Source organism: uncultured Neglectibacter sp. (assembly GCA_937958185.1).
In the GTDB taxonomy this organism is placed as follows: domain Bacteria; phylum Bacillota; class Clostridia; order Oscillospirales; family Acutalibacteraceae; genus Acutalibacter.
In genome coordinates, this window is sequence record CALFFN010000013.1 from 1 (window position 1) to 13,778 (window position 13,778).

The following is a 13,778-nucleotide window of genomic DNA, read 5'->3' on the forward strand; positions in this document are numbered from 1 at the left end:
GCCCCTTCAGGGGCGAAGTCCGTAATTGCCCCTTCTAGGGGATGTGCAAACCACCAGTTCTACTGGTGGTTTTGATTATATCAGGAAGAGGGAAAAGGAAAAGCGCAGCCTTGACAGGGCACGGGGGCTTGCCGCGGGTTACTTTCCCATGGTTTGCTCCTGATATTGTACCGGCGTGCAGCCGTATCGCTTATAAAAGCTGCTGATAAAGTGGCTGGAGGAGGAAAATCCTACCAGGGAAGCGATCTCCTTGACCTGTAATTCGCTGAATTTTAGAAGCTCCGCCGCGGATAACAGCCGGTACTTCATCAGATACTGATGGGGGGTGCAGCCGTTTTCCCGTTTGAAGATACGGGTGAGGTGTGCCGTGGAAATAAACAATGACCCGGCAATGTCCTCAATGCGGAGCGGTTCGTCATAGTGCTGCTCGATATAGGAGATCACATGGTTGGAAAGAGAAACTGACTGCGGCTTTTCACAGAGGTCAAAGGCGATCAGGTGCAGCAGCTCGCTGAGCTTTTGGGAAATCGTCAGCGAACTGTCGTCCGTATGCTTCTGGCAGAGGGAAAGCAGCTTCTCCATGCGCTGGGCATAATCATGGTCAGAGTTAAATTCCCGCAGAAAGAAGCACCGGCGGGCGATGGCGTCCAGAAATTCATTGGCGACCGTTTCTCCGGGGTGCGCCCAGTAAAATTCCCACAATCCGTCCTTGGGCGTGCCGTAAGAGCAGGGGACATTGCGGGGGATAAACGCCACCGTTCCGGCGGGAAGGTCATAGTCCGTGTCTTCCAGCTTCATGTGGCCGCAGCCGCCTATCGTAATGAGGAGCAGATGGTCCTCACTTCCTTCCGGGTGGAATATCTGGTAGCGGTCGTTGCATTTGTGCCAGCCGATGGAATGCAGGGCAAATAAGCCCTTGTTCTGCAGGGTGGGGATAATGCTTGCCAGACGAACCTGACCGAAATCTCCGTTTTCATGATACATAGATTAAATCTCCAAATAACAAAAATTTGATTCCTGATATCAAAAAGCGAACAGCGTCATTTTTGGCGGTTGACTTGCGCTTTTCTGCTTGATAAGATGAAATTACAGAACGAAACTTTGGGAGGTTTTACAATGGCAATGACAACATGGGAACGCTTCAAAAGGACCTTTGAACACCGTGAAGCTGACCGCATCCCGATCACCGACGATCCCTGGTTCACTACCATTCGCCGCTGGAATCAGGAGGGAATGCCCCAAAATACGGACTGGACGGAATATTTTGATATTGATAAAGTAGTCCATATCAATATTGATATCTCACCCAGGTTCCCCAAAAAGATCATTGAAGAAAATGACCGCTATATCATTTCCACCACGCCCTGGGGCGTGACAACGAAGGAATTTAAGAACGCGGAATCCACCCCGGAGAATCTGGACTATAAGGTCGTAGACGCAGACGCGTGGGAAGAAGCCAAAGCCCTGATGACGCTGGACGACGACCGCATTCCGTGGGACATGCTGAAGAACCACTTTGACGAGTGGAGAAGCAAGGGCTACTGGATCCGCGGCAACTTCTGGTTCGGCTTTGACGTGACCCATTCCCATATGATGGGAACGGACACCACCCTCATCGCCATGATGGAGGAGCCGGAGCTGGTGCAGGACATGTTCGACACCTATCTGGACCGCTGTGAAAAGCTCTTTACCCGTATTTGGGACGCAGGCTACCACTTTGACCAGATGTGGTGGTGGGACGACATGGGCTACAAGGGAACGACCTTCTTCTCTCCCCAAATGTATCGTGACCTGCTTCAGCCCTATCATACCAGAGGCGTCAACTGGGCGCATGACCGCGGCATTTACGCGGAGCTGCATTCCTGCGGCGATGTGATGACCCTGGTGCCCGATATTGTGAAAACAGGCGTTGACGCCCTGAATCCTCTGGAAGTAAAAGCAGGCATGGATTCCCTGCAGCTCAAGAAAGAGTTTGGCGATAAGCTGGTGCTCCACGGCGGGATCAATGCCCAGCAGTGGCCCAACGCCGAGGCGGTTATCGCGGAGATCAATGAGAAAGTGCCGATCCTCAAGCAGAACGGCGGATATATCTTCTCTTCCGACCACTCCATTCCCGACGACGTCAGCCTGGAAAATATGAAGCGCATTATCGAAACGGTCAAAAAGGCCGGCAGCTATTGATGTTTTCTTACAACAGGTTCTTCCCCGGAGTTTTCCGGGTTCGTTAGACAATATACACTCTTTTACAGAAAAATTCAAGGAGGATTTTATCATGATTTTGAACGAAATTGCAGAGCTGCTGGAAAGCGGCAAGTCCAAGGCGACCAAGGAGCTGGTACAGAAGGCGATCGACGAGGGCGTGAACCCTCAGGACATTCTGAAGGACGGTCTGCTTGCCGGCATGAGCGCTATTGGCGAGAAGTTTAAGAAGAACGAGGTTTTCGTGCCTGAGGTCCTGATGGCGGCCCGCGCCATGAACCAGAGCATCGAGCTGCTGAAGCCCCTTCTGGCGGAAGCCGGAGTGGAGTCCATCGGCAAGGTCTGTATCGGCACTGTTCAGGGCGACCTGCACGACATCGGCAAGAACCTGGTCAAGATGATGCTGGAGGGCAAGGGCTTTGAAGTCATCGACCTGGGCACCGACGTTGCCCCCGAGACCTTTGTCAACGCCGCTATCGAAAACGACTGCGATATCATCTGCTGCTCCGCGCTGCTCACCACCACCATGCATGTCATGGAGGACGTGGTAAAGGCTGCCGAGGCTGCCGGTATCCACGACAGAGTGAAGATCATGATCGGCGGCGCGCCTGTCAATGAAGAATTCTGCAAGCAGATCGGCGCGGACGGTTACACCGTTGACGCCGCCAGCGCAGCCGACATGGCGCTGTCCTTTGTGCAGTGATCGGAGGATTTTCCCATGAATATCAGTAAATTTCTCTGGGACGCCGCAAAGTCGGATTCTCAGCGCGGGCTGCCGATTTTGTCTTTCCCGGCGACCCAAAAGCTGAATGTGACCGTGGAGCAGCTGGTGAAGGACGCCGAGCTCCAGGCACAGGCAATGGCTGTCATTGCCAAGGAGACCGACAATCTGGCGGCTGTCAGTTTGATGGACCTGTCCGTGGAAGCGGAGGCATTCGGCGCAAAGGTCAATTTCTCTGAGGGCGAGATCCCCGCCATCGTGGGACAGCTCGTTTCCGATGAGGAAGAAGCAAAAGCGCTGAAGGTCCCCTCGCTGGACGCCGGGCGCGCCAGGGTATGCGTCGAGGGCGTCCGTCTGGCAAAGGAGCGCATTACGGATAAGCCCCTGCTTGCCGGCATTATCGGACCTTTCTCTCTGGCAGGCCGGCTCATGGACGTGACGGAGATCATGTACATCTGTTTTGACGAGCCGGAAACCGTCCACATTGTGCTGGAAAAAGCCACGGAGTATTTGATCGAATATGGCAAAGCCATGAAAGCCGCCGGAGCGGACGGTATTATGATGGCGGAGCCTTTGACAGGAATTTTGAACCCGGAAATGGCAGAGGAATTTTCCGTGCCCTATGTGAAGCGTATCATCGACGCGTTGCAGGACGAGGAGTTCGGTATTATTTACCACAACTGCGGCAATTCCGTGCCGAAAATGCTGGACAGCATCTTCTCCCAGAACGCCGTCGCCTACCATTTCGGCAACGCTGTGAAGATGGACGAAATCCTGGCAGCCGCCCCGGCGGACGCGCTGTGCATGGGCAATGTGGATCCTGCCTCCCAGTTCGCCCAGGGTACGCCCGATTCCGTTTATGCGGCAACCAGGGAGCTGCTGGCAAAATGCGGCGGATACAAGAATTTCATTCCCTCCTCCGGCTGTGACATTCCCGCTCATTCCAGCTGGGATAATATCGACGCATTTTTCCGGGCACTGAAAGATTAAGTTTTATTCCGTCTCCGAAAGGAGGAGCTTCCAATGGAGTATGAAAAACTGATAGAAATTGCCCTTTCCGAGGGCGCGAAAAAGGCGACGATGATTTCCGCCGGGCAGATCGTGACCTCAGCCAGCTTCCGGGACGTGTGCGCTACCAATGTATGCGGCAACTACGGGCGCTGCTGGATGTGCCCGCCGGATACAGGCGACATTGACGAGCTGATTCAAACGGTCAAGAGCTTTCCCAGGGCTCTTTTGTACCAGACCATTTTTGAGCTGGAAGACAGCTTTGACATCGAGGGAATGGGGGAAAGCGCCCGGCTCCACGCGGCAATCAGCCGGAAGATCGAAAAGGCTGCAAAGCCGCTGCTGCCGGAAGGGTATCTCCACCTGATAAACGGCGGCTGCCGGTACTGCGAGACCTGTGCCAAGCAGGAAAACAAGCCCTGTGTCTCTCCTGAAAACGCACTGGCGTCTCTGGAAAGCTATGGAATCGACGTGTACAACACCACAAAGAGCACCGACTTGAAATACATAAACGGGCAGGATACCGTGACCTTTTTCAGCATGATCCTGCTCCCGGAGGACGGCAATGTTTGAACTGACGGTTTGGAAAAACAAACGCGCGCATAAAATCCCATTTGAAAATGCGACCCTTTTGGACGCTATTCTGGAGCGGGCGGGTTTTTCCCTTCCGCACCCCTGCGGCGGTCATGGGAACTGCGGCAAATGTGCCGTGGAGGTCATTGGGGCGGTTTCCGAGCCAAACGAGCTGGAAGAACGTATCGGGAAACGGTTGTCCTGCCAGACCATCGTTCTGGGGGATGCCACCGTAGTTTTGCCGGATGACGGGCTTTCCATGACGATTGAAACAGAAACGGGGACGCAAACCGCGCCCTTGTCGCCCATGCCGGGAAAATACGGCGCAGCCGTGGATATCGGCACCACCACCATCGCCGTCAAGCTTTTTGATCTGGCGACAGGCGTGTGCGTCGGCACGGCAGCGGCGCTGAACCCGCAGACAGCGGAAGCGGCGGACGTAATGGGGCGTATTGAAGCCGCCATGAACGGAAAACTTTCCGTCCTGCAGGCTCAGGTGACGGACTGTATCACAGCTCTGCTGCAGGAAGCTGGAAAAGCCTGCGGAATGCCGGATTCTCTGGTCATTACAGGCAATACGACCATGCTGTACCTGCTGACCGGGAAAGACCCGGAAAGCCTGTCCCACGCTCCGTTTCTGGCGGAAACTCTTTTTGATGTCGAAACGGAGTTTGCCGGGCGCACGGCATATTTGCCGCCCTGCATGAACGCCTTTGTGGGCGCGGACATCACCTGCGCCGTGCTGGCTTCGGGAATGTGCGGCAGCGCCGATGTTGCCCTGCTGTGCGATATCGGCACCAACGGTGAAATTGCCCTGTGGAAGGACGGCGTGCTGTATGTGACCTCCACCGCGGCGGGTCCTGCCTTTGAGGGCGCGGGGATTTCCTGCGGCTGCGGTAGCGTGACCGGCGCGATAGATAAGGTCTGGCTGGAAAACGGCAAACTTTCCGTACATACGATCGGCAACGCGGCTCCCGCAGGTATCTGCGGTTCCGGGCTGTTGGACGCCATTGCCGCCGGGCTGGAAAGCGGACAGATCGATGAAACAGGCGTGCTGGAAGAGGACGAGTTTTCCCTTGGAGAGGGAGTTTCCCTTCAGCAAAAGGATATCCGCGCGGTGCAGCTGGCAAAGGCGGCTATTGCCGCCGGGATCGACACCCTGTTGGAGACGGCCGGCATATCCGCTGAAGAAATCAAAACCCTGTACATCACCGGCGGGTTTGGCAGCCATTTGAATGTGGCAAGCGCCATCAAGATCGGTCTGCTGCCCGAAGAAATCGAAAAGCGCACTGTTGTTTTGGGCAACGCGGCGCTGGCTGGCGCGGCGGCAGTCCTGCTGGACCAGCACGCGAAAGGGGAGCTGAGCCGGATCGCCGGGCTGTCTCAGCACGTCAATCTGGGCGGCAACCCTGCTTTCAATGAAAAATATGTTTCCAATATGTTTTTTGGGGAAGGTTTATGAGAACGGAACAGCGGATAAACTAGATCCGCGCCGAATTCTCAAATACACCAAAAACCCCCGCTCCGCCGTTTGGCAGAGCGGGGGTTTTTCTTTGCTTTTTTCAGCACAAGGCGATATAATAAATCTTGATCGTGCGCGAAAGCAAAAAAATCGAAAAAATTTCAAAAAAACCTTGACTGTAAAGTCTCTTGATAGTTTACCATGCAGGCAGAACACAATGGAGGTGTCAGCCGTATGACCATCAAAGACATGGAAGCCCGCTCCGGCATGAGCCGTGCCAATATCCGCTTTTACGAATCTGAGGGGCTCTTGTCTCCTGCCAGGAGCCAGAACGGCTACCGGGACTATTCCGAAGAAGATTTGTCGATCGTAAAACGCATTAAGCTGCTTCGGTCGCTCCATGTTCCCCTGGAGGAGATCAAACAGGCGCAGTCCGGCGCGGTCAGCTTGCAGACGCTTTTGGCAAACCAGCTGCGGCGCCTGGAATCCCAGCAGGAGGACTTGCAGCACTCGCAGGAGATATGCCGGAGAATGCTGGGCGACAGTGTCCGCTTTGAGACGTTGAACGCCGGAAAATATCTGGACGATCTGGAAAGCAGGGGCGCGCCTGTCCCGGAGCTTGCCGCCGATAAAGCGCCGCGTGCCTGGATCCCCTGGCGGCGGTTCTTTGCCAGAAGGCTGGACGAGGTGCTGTACAGCGTGGGGTATCACCTGTTTTTGCTTTTCGTATTTCATGTGAATCTTGCAGACAACAGCAATCCCCTGGTGCTCACGGCAGGGATAGTTTCCCTGCTGCTGAACCTGCTGATAGAGCCGCTGCTGCTTTCCCGGTTCCGCACCACGCTGGGAAAATGGGTCTTTGGCATTCGGGTGACGGATAATGTGGGAGGTAGGCTCAGCTACCGGCAGGCTCTGGGCAGAACGCTGTCCGTGCTGTGGTACGGCGAAGGGTTTACCATTCCCATCTTTTCTCTTATTCGGCTGTGCATTTCTTATCGGCAGTACAGCAGGGAAGAGACCCTCCGCTGGGAGTACGATTCGGAAGAAACCGTCCGGGACACAAAAAACTGGCGCTGCATTCTGGCGGCGGTGCTGTTCGCTTTCCTGTCCTTCTCCTATGTTTCCGCGCTGAACCGGGCGGAATTCCCCCCGCACCGGGGAGAGCTTACCGTAGAGCAGTTTGCCGAAAACCGCAATTATTATTTGAAATACTATTCCGGCTTTTCCGTGCCGGTGGAATCCTATCTGGAAGTAGATGGGCAGTTCCAAGCCATTGTGCAGCATGGACCCGGCTCATTCTCCCTGACGGGCGACGCCCCCGTGACGTATTCTTACCGGGAGGAGAACGGGGTGATCACCGAGGTGCGCATGGAATACTCCGCGGTGGAGACCAATTCGTTGCTCTCTGCCAAAACCTATGAAAAAGAGCTTGCCCTGCGTGCCTTTTTGCTGGCGCAGCCGGAAGCGGATTGGGGAAGGAGCGGGCTGGAAGAGATTTTGAAGCGGCTGCAGGACGACCCTTTCACCGACTTTTCCGCCAGCGCTTACGGCGTGGACGTTCACAGCGAATTTACCTATTCCGGCTGTGAGCCGCTGTACGGTCTCGGCTGCCTGTCGCCCAATGAGGGAGAACTGGCGGAGGTCTCCATGGTGTTTACCATGAAAAAGGCTTCCTAAACAGGCTGGCGTTTTCACATAATATAATATAGAATAATATAAAAAATGATATGGAAAAGCCCGGAGGAGCATTTTACGCTCTTCCCGGGCTTTACAGTTTTTTCAGTCCGTTGTCAGCCGCCGGAACAGGTCGGTCATCAGCGTGTCCCGGGACAGGTTTTCCACATAACACATGGGGATATCCAGCTCCGCTTCTTCATAGCGGTGGTCATAGCCCGGCAGCCGGACGGGCACGATTTGCGAATCGAAGAATTTCCCGTCGCTGTCCAGCAGCCACGCTACGGCGGTCACGTCCCAGACCACCCGCGTCCACGGGGTCCCGGCGGCATAGCGTTCCGCTTCCTGGATCGTGTAGGTTGCCAGATAATCCGCCAGCCTGTTTTTCCCCTTGAGCCAAAGCTCCAGCTCCGCCCCTGAAACCGTGAACTGCTTTACCACGCCGTCGCAGGGAAGCTGGACAAAGGGCGCGCCGCTGCCCATGACTACCCGTGCGGCAGCGATATCCTGCATCATGTTGAACTCTTTGGTATGGGGCAAATGCCTTGCGTTCCCGCCCAGCCAGACGATCACAATGTTTTCCGCGATCTCCGGGCGCAGCAGCAGGGCGGAAGCCACGTTGGTGATGGCGCCGATCGCCACCACGTACAGCGGGCGCTCCGGGGAATATTCCATGGCAAGCTGGGTGAGGTCGTGGGCGGCGGGGGAAAGCACGGGGGTTTCCTCGTCCTGCAGGTATCGGGGCGAGCCCTGCAAAACGATTTCCTCCAAGTCCTCCCGGTCCGCCAGCCGCAGCAGGTGCAGGATCTCCTCATAGCTTTTCAGCATTCCGTCCTCCGGTCCGCTGGATTTTTCATTGTGGAAAGGCGCGGCGTAAAAGCGGACAGGGGAAAGCCGCTCCCCGGCGTGGAGCAAATAGGAGATGGCGAACTGGTCGTCGATCTCATTATAGGCGTCGGTATCCAGAACCACGTCCACTTTGCCTGTGGGCGGGGTGAGATTGCGCAAAAACTGTTCCGTTGTCATAGTGTTCCACCTTTCTGATATCATGAAGTATAAGCGATACCGGGCGGAAAGGCAAGGAAAAATTTTTCCGCCGATTGCTTTTCCTCCCATGATGTGCTATCCTGTTTGAGACAAAAATCGGAGGAGAGAGTTTTGTGGTACGAGATATGACGAAGGGCAGCCCGGTAAAGCTGCTGCTGGCTTTTGCCGCCCCGCTGCTTCTGGGAAATGTGTTCCAGCAGCTGTATTCCGTGGTGGACGCCATGGTGCTGGGGCGCGGCGTCGGGGTAAACGCTCTGGCGGCGGCAGGCGCGACGGGCTCGATCCATTTTTTCGTGTTCGGCTTTATTACAGGCTTCACCCATGGCTATTCCATTTTGATTTCTCAGAAATTTGGGGCGGAAGACCCTGCGGGCGTGCGGAAGGCTGTTGCAAATTCCGCGTATCTTGCGGTCATTTCCTCCGCCCTCATCACAGCATTGAGCTTGCTTTTCTCCCGTCCGCTGCTGGAGCTGCTCCATACCCCGGCGGACATCATGGAGGATTCCCTGCTGTACCTGCGCATTATTTTCATTGGCATTTTTGCCACGGTGTTTTACAATGTGCTGGGCAGCATTCTCCGGGCGCTGGGCGACAGCCTTTCGCCCCTTATTATCATCGTGATAAGCTCCCTTGTCAATGTGGGAATGGACTTCCTCTTTGTTATGGTATTCCGCTGGGGCGTGGCTGGTGCGGCGTGGGCAACGGTGCTGGCGCAGGTGATTTCCGGCTGTATGTGCCTTTTTGTCCTGCGGCGCATGGAACTGATGCGCTTTCAAAAGGGAGACGCCGCCGTGGATAAAAGCATGATGGCGGAGCTGCTGCGGCTGGGGGTCCCCGTAGGATTTATGAACTCCGTTACCGCCATCGGCGTAATGCTTTTACAGGGCATCGTCAACGGCTTTGGTTCGGCGGCGGTAGCGGCTTATACGGCGTCCAGTAAGATCGTTGGGCTGGTGGAGCAGCCGGGCAGTATCATCGGTCTTTCGCTGGGCACCTATGTGGGGCAGAATCTCGGCGCGGAAAAATATGACCGCATTCGCACAGGCGTGCGGAAAGCCATTTTCATGTCCCTTATCGTCAATGCCGCCATCGGCTTGGTTTTGATCTTCTTCGGGCGGGAGCTGATCGCCGCCTTTGTCACAGGCACGGAAAAAACGGTCATCGACATGGCGTATCCCTACTTATTTGCGGCAGGCATTATGGAATGGGTTCTCGGCTTGCTGTTTATCTACCGCTTTTCTCTGCAAAGCATGGGGGATACGGTCACCCCGCTGATTTCCGGCGGCGTGGAGCTGATCCTCCGCATTGGGGTGGTGCTGCTCCTGGCAAACGTCTTCCATATGGGCTTTCAGTCCGTTTATATTGCCGACGTCACCGCGTGGTTCGGCGCGGCGCTGCTGCTGTGTATCGTCTATTATATCCGTATCGGCAAACTGGTCCCGAACAGGGCTTCGGAACAGGGGTGATAGTTTGCTGTATGTTACTTCTTATACAGGCTCCTTTTCCAGCCGAAAGAAAGAAGCCGCCCATCAGCACGACCTTTCCCGAAAACTCCTTTCCTTTGCCATGGAGCAGGAGTATGGGATACCGCTTTTTTCCCTGCAAATTGAAACAGGAAAGCACGGAAAGCCTCATTTTTCCAATTGCCCGGTGCGGTTCAGCCTGTCCCACTGCAGGGGGGCAGTCTGCTGTGCTCTCAGCGATTGGGAAATCGGCGTGGACATACAGCCTCTTCGCCCTTATGACCCCCGTCTTGCCCGGCGCATCTGCACCCCCGGAGAGCTTGCTTTTTTGAAAACTGCCTGTTGTCCCGATAAAGCGCTGATTACCTTGTGGACGCTGAAAGAAAGCCTGATGAAGCTGTCAGGTCTGGGCTTTGCTTACGGCTTCCAAAACGCGGAATTTGCCTGGGAAAGCGGCAGCTTCCGCCCGGCGCGGCAGGAAATAGAGACCGCAACATTTGAACCGTTCCCCGATTTCATTCTCTCCGTCTGTACCGCGGGCGGGCTTCCTGAAAAGGTAAAAACAGTGGATATTTCCAAGTTTTCCTGAGCCGCGGGAAAGTTTGTCATATCCGCCGTCCGTTCCTCATAGGTATTGAGCAGGAAAGGCGACCGGGGCAAAAAGCCCGGCTGCCGCATAGAGAGGAACGGTGGAAGATGGTCTTATCGCTGAAAGCAAACAGAAAACGGGTGATTGCTTTTCTCATTCTTGTGGTGGTCGTCGTTGGCGCTTGTATTTTCCTGCACAACGGCAAGGGGAAAGAGGAGCAGAAGGAGTTCCCCGGCGGGACAAACGAAGAACGGGTGGCATTTTTGCAGAGCTTTGGCTGGCAGCTGGACGAAACCCCGGCGGAGACCCGGGAGGTCATGATCCCTGCCCAGTTCAACGACGTGTACACCACCTACAACGTGATGCAGAAAGCACAGGGCTTTGACCTGAAGCCCTATGCCGGAGAAACCTGTACCCAGTACCGCTACAAGATCAACAATTATCCCAACGTGACAGAGGTTTACGCCACCCTGCTGGTGTACGGCAAGCTCATCATCGGCGGCGACCTGGCGTGCGCCGAGGTGGACGGCTTCATGCACGGCTTTGCCGCCGACAGCGCCCGCTACGGGGAAACCGCCGAAAGCAGGTCGAAAGCCCCGGAGAGCAGCTCTGCCGAAAGCGCCGCGGTCAGTTCCAGCCCCAGTTCTGCTGTGGAAAGCACCGCAGCGGGAGAAGGGCAGACCGCCAGCGCGGTTTCTTCCGCTGCTTCTGCGGTAGAGGGCGACGCAGACATGGCTTCTTCCGTGCCGGAAGTGGAATCCGGCGCTACGGAAGAAACAGCCGGTGAGCCGGAGGAGGGTATCTATCCTACCGATTGACAGTCCAGAGGACACGGAAGCCCCGTGTCCTTTTTCGCAGAAGAGATTTCCCGCTGGCGCTTTTTCTCTGTTTCTGTTATACTATAAAAAGCAGAAAGAGGGCAGAAGCAGGGGGAGTGAAAATGCCGGAACGTCTTGATAAATTTTTAGCGTCTCAAAACCTGGGGAGCCGGAAAGAGGTTTCCGCCCTGATCCGCTCCGGCAGAGTGACGGTAAACGGTCTTGCCGTGACTGCCCCTGCCCAAAAGCTCTCGCCGGAAACCGATATTGTAAAGGTGGACGGGGAGAAGGTCGTTTACCAAAAGTATCTCTATCTCATGATGAATAAGCCTGCGGGCGTGCTTTCTGCAACAGAAGACAGCCGCTGTGAAACAGTGCTGGACCTGCTGCCGCCGGAGCTTTACCGCCGCGGGCTTTTCTCGGCAGGAAGATTGGACAAGGACACTACGGGGCTGCTGATTATTACCGATGATGGAGAGTTTGCCCACCGTATGCTCGCCCCTAAAAACCACGTCTATAAATTGTATGAGGCGCAGACTCTCCGCCCGGTGACAAAAGAAGACATTCTCGCCTTTGAGAAGGGCATTACAGAGGGTGGTCAAAGCTTCTCTCCGGCAAGGCTGTGGACGGAAATGCGGGGCGGCGGGGAAGTGGCGATGACTGAGATCAGAGAGGGCAAATTTCACCAGGTAAAGCGAATGTTTCAGGCGGTGGGCAATCAGGTGCTTTCCCTGAAAAGACTCAAGATAGGGGACCTTTCTTTGGACGAAACACTACCGGCTGGGGGTGTAAGGGCTTTGGAGGAAGAAGAAATCGCTTCCATTTTCCATGTCAATTTGCACAAAAACAAGAGTTGACATTTGGGTTTTATGGAAACCTCATAAACTCTCAGGGCAAAATTTGGGTAAATAATGGATATCTTTCGCCGGTTAAGTCTGATATACTAAGACCAATCTAAAACGGTATGCGGCTGATCGTTAGCGCTACCCAAAATAACAGGAGGAATATTTGAATGGCAAGTGTAACCCTGAAAAACGTGTATAAGATTTATGCAGGTGGAGTCACGGCAGTTACCGATTTCAATTTGGAGATCCAGGACAAGGAATTTATTATTCTGGTTGGTCCCTCCGGCTGCGGTAAGTCCACCACCCTGCGTATGATCGCCGGTCTGGAAGAGATCAGCAAGGGCGAGCTGTACATTGGCGACGCGCTTTCCAACGAGATCGCCCCCAAGGACAGAGATATCGCGATGGTGTTCCAGAACTACGCTCTGTATCCCCATATGACCGTGTATGACAACATGGCGTTCGGTCTGAAACTGCGCAAGACCCCCAAGGACGAGATCAAGCGCCGCGTGGAAGAAGCCGCCCGCATTCTGGACATCTCCCATCTGCTGGATCGTAAGCCCAAGGCTTTGTCCGGCGGTCAGAGACAGCGTGTTGCCCTGGGGCGTGCAATCGTTCGTGACCCCAAGGTGTTCCTGCTTGACGAGCCTCTTTCCAACCTGGACGCAAAGCTCCGTGCTCAGATGAGAACCGAGATCGCCAAGCTGCATAAGAGACTGGGCACCACCTTTATCTATGTTACCCATGACCAGACCGAGGCTATGACCATGGGCGACCGCATCGTGGTTATGAAGGACGGCTTCATTCAGCAGGTCGATACTCCTCAGAACCTGTACGAGTATCCCATCAATGAGTTTGTTGCAGGCTTCATGGGCTCTCCTCAGATGAACTTCATCGACGCCAAGCTGGGCAAGGACGGCTCCGATTACACCCTGACCTTTGGCAATTGCACCATCAAGATTCCCGCAAAGAAGGCAGAGGGCACTGCCATTGCCGATTATGTTGGAAAAGATGTTGTGTTCGGCATTCGTCCTGAGGACGTACATGACGAGCCTGAATTCATCGAGAAGGTTGGCGGCGCTCATGTGACCTGCGACGTGGAAGTTACCGAATTGATGGGTGCTGAGACCTATCTGTATCTGAATTGCGAGGGCAACGCTCTTACCGCTCGTGTAGAGCCCACCTCCACCGCTAAGTCCGGCGATAAGGCTTCCATTGCCTTTGATCTGAACAAGATGCACCTGTTCGATAAAGAGACCGAGAAGACCTTCCTGAACTAAAGTTACTACTTGCCTTTTTAAGGGATACCGCGATCGCGGTATCCCTTTTTTCGTCCCCAAAGGGCGTATGGGACAGGAAAACTCTTTTTTTACCCAGTT

The 13,778-nt window shown here is 54.9% G+C and carries 13 protein-coding genes; 11 read left to right on the plus strand and 2 right to left on the minus strand.

Annotated elements, in window-relative coordinates:
* Window positions 1-138: 138 nt before the first annotated feature.
* A complete protein-coding gene (locus tag AB8996_RS03450) occupies window positions 139-984 on the minus strand; it encodes an AraC family transcriptional regulator (protein WP_369297580.1) in 846 nt (281 codons plus the stop codon).
* Window positions 985-1,116: 132 nt separating this feature from the next.
* Here AB8996_RS03450 and AB8996_RS03455 point away from each other — a divergent pair, with 132 nt between their 5' ends.
* From AB8996_RS03455 to AB8996_RS03480, 6 genes are all read left to right on the plus strand, one after another.
* Window positions 1,117-2,181 carry a uroporphyrinogen decarboxylase family protein gene (locus AB8996_RS03455; protein WP_369297581.1) on the plus strand — a complete coding sequence of 355 codons (1,065 nt, stop codon included), beginning with the start codon at window positions 1,117-1,119 and terminating at the stop codon, window positions 2,179-2,181.
* A gap of 88 nt (window positions 2,182-2,269) precedes the next feature.
* Window positions 2,270-2,902 (plus strand): corrinoid protein, encoded by a 633-nt coding sequence (locus AB8996_RS03460; RefSeq protein WP_369297717.1) that lies wholly within the window; start codon window positions 2,270-2,272, stop codon window positions 2,900-2,902.
* A gap of 15 nt (window positions 2,903-2,917) precedes the next feature.
* Window positions 2,918-3,910, plus strand: coding sequence for a uroporphyrinogen decarboxylase family protein (locus tag AB8996_RS03465; RefSeq protein WP_369297582.1), 993 nt, complete (start codon window positions 2,918-2,920; stop codon window positions 3,908-3,910).
* Window positions 3,911-3,943: 33 nt separating this feature from the next.
* A complete protein-coding gene (locus tag AB8996_RS03470) occupies window positions 3,944-4,501 on the plus strand; it encodes a DUF2284 domain-containing protein (RefSeq protein WP_369297583.1) in 558 nt (185 codons plus the stop codon).
* A complete protein-coding gene (locus AB8996_RS03475; protein WP_369297584.1) occupies window positions 4,494-5,963 on the plus strand; it encodes an ASKHA domain-containing protein in 1,470 nt (489 codons plus the stop codon). The genes AB8996_RS03470 and AB8996_RS03475 overlap by 8 nt, the downstream gene beginning before the upstream one ends.
* 234 nt (window positions 5,964-6,197) lie before the next feature.
* Window positions 6,198-7,640, plus strand: a complete 1,443-nt coding sequence (locus AB8996_RS03480) for a MerR family transcriptional regulator (RefSeq protein WP_369297585.1) — start codon at window positions 6,198-6,200, stop codon at window positions 7,638-7,640.
* A gap of 102 nt (window positions 7,641-7,742) precedes the next feature.
* Here the strand turns inward: AB8996_RS03480 and AB8996_RS03485 are convergent, their stop codons facing one another.
* Window positions 7,743-8,663, minus strand: a complete 921-nt coding sequence (locus tag AB8996_RS03485) for a nucleoside hydrolase (protein ID WP_369297586.1) — start codon at window positions 8,661-8,663, stop codon at window positions 7,743-7,745.
* A 134-nt stretch (window positions 8,664-8,797) separates the two neighbouring features.
* Between AB8996_RS03485 and AB8996_RS03490 the strand changes: the two genes are divergently transcribed.
* The 5 genes from AB8996_RS03490 to AB8996_RS03510 all read left to right on the plus strand — a co-directional run bounded on the left by AB8996_RS03490 (window position 8,798) and on the right by AB8996_RS03510 (window position 13,679).
* The gene (locus AB8996_RS03490; protein WP_369297587.1) at window positions 8,798-10,150 is read left to right on the plus strand and encodes an MATE family efflux transporter; all 1,353 of its coding nucleotides are present in this window, start codon (window positions 8,798-8,800) and stop codon (window positions 10,148-10,150) included.
* 4 nt (window positions 10,151-10,154) lie between these two features.
* The gene (locus tag AB8996_RS03495; RefSeq protein WP_369297588.1) at window positions 10,155-10,736 is read left to right on the plus strand and encodes a 4'-phosphopantetheinyl transferase superfamily protein; all 582 of its coding nucleotides are present in this window, start codon (window positions 10,155-10,157) and stop codon (window positions 10,734-10,736) included.
* A gap of 161 nt (window positions 10,737-10,897) precedes the next feature.
* The gene (locus AB8996_RS03500; RefSeq protein WP_369297589.1) at window positions 10,898-11,554 is read left to right on the plus strand and encodes a DUF4830 domain-containing protein; all 657 of its coding nucleotides are present in this window, start codon (window positions 10,898-10,900) and stop codon (window positions 11,552-11,554) included.
* A 122-nt stretch (window positions 11,555-11,676) separates the two neighbouring features.
* The gene (locus AB8996_RS03505; RefSeq protein ID WP_369297590.1) at window positions 11,677-12,411 is read left to right on the plus strand and encodes a pseudouridine synthase; all 735 of its coding nucleotides are present in this window, start codon (window positions 11,677-11,679) and stop codon (window positions 12,409-12,411) included.
* 155 nt (window positions 12,412-12,566) lie between these two features.
* Window positions 12,567-13,679, plus strand: coding sequence for an ABC transporter ATP-binding protein (locus AB8996_RS03510; RefSeq protein WP_369297591.1), 1,113 nt, complete (start codon window positions 12,567-12,569; stop codon window positions 13,677-13,679).
* Window positions 13,680-13,778: the final 99 nt, after the last annotated feature.

Bases quoted from the DNA above. Each gene is read 5' to 3' on its own strand.
- AB8996_RS03480 (WP_369297585.1), top strand. From the start codon at position 6,198: ATGACCATCAAAGACATGGAAGCCCGCTCCGGCATGAGCCGTGCCAAT.
- AB8996_RS03450 (WP_369297580.1), bottom strand. From the start codon at position 984: ATGTATCATGAAAACGGAGATTTCGGTCAGGTTCGTCTGGCAAGCATT.
- AB8996_RS03505 (WP_369297590.1), top strand. From the start codon at position 11,677: ATGCCGGAACGTCTTGATAAATTTTTAGCGTCTCAAAACCTGGGGAGC.
- AB8996_RS03485 (WP_369297586.1), bottom strand. From the start codon at position 8,663: ATGACAACGGAACAGTTTTTGCGCAATCTCACCCCGCCCACAGGCAAA.
- AB8996_RS03465 (WP_369297582.1), top strand. From the start codon at position 2,918: ATGAATATCAGTAAATTTCTCTGGGACGCCGCAAAGTCGGATTCTCAG.
- AB8996_RS03510 (WP_369297591.1), top strand. From the start codon at position 12,567: ATGGCAAGTGTAACCCTGAAAAACGTGTATAAGATTTATGCAGGTGGA.
- AB8996_RS03470 (WP_369297583.1), top strand. From the start codon at position 3,944: ATGGAGTATGAAAAACTGATAGAAATTGCCCTTTCCGAGGGCGCGAAA.
- AB8996_RS03475 (WP_369297584.1), top strand. From the start codon at position 4,494: ATGTTTGAACTGACGGTTTGGAAAAACAAACGCGCGCATAAAATCCCA.
- AB8996_RS03455 (WP_369297581.1), top strand. From the start codon at position 1,117: ATGGCAATGACAACATGGGAACGCTTCAAAAGGACCTTTGAACACCGT.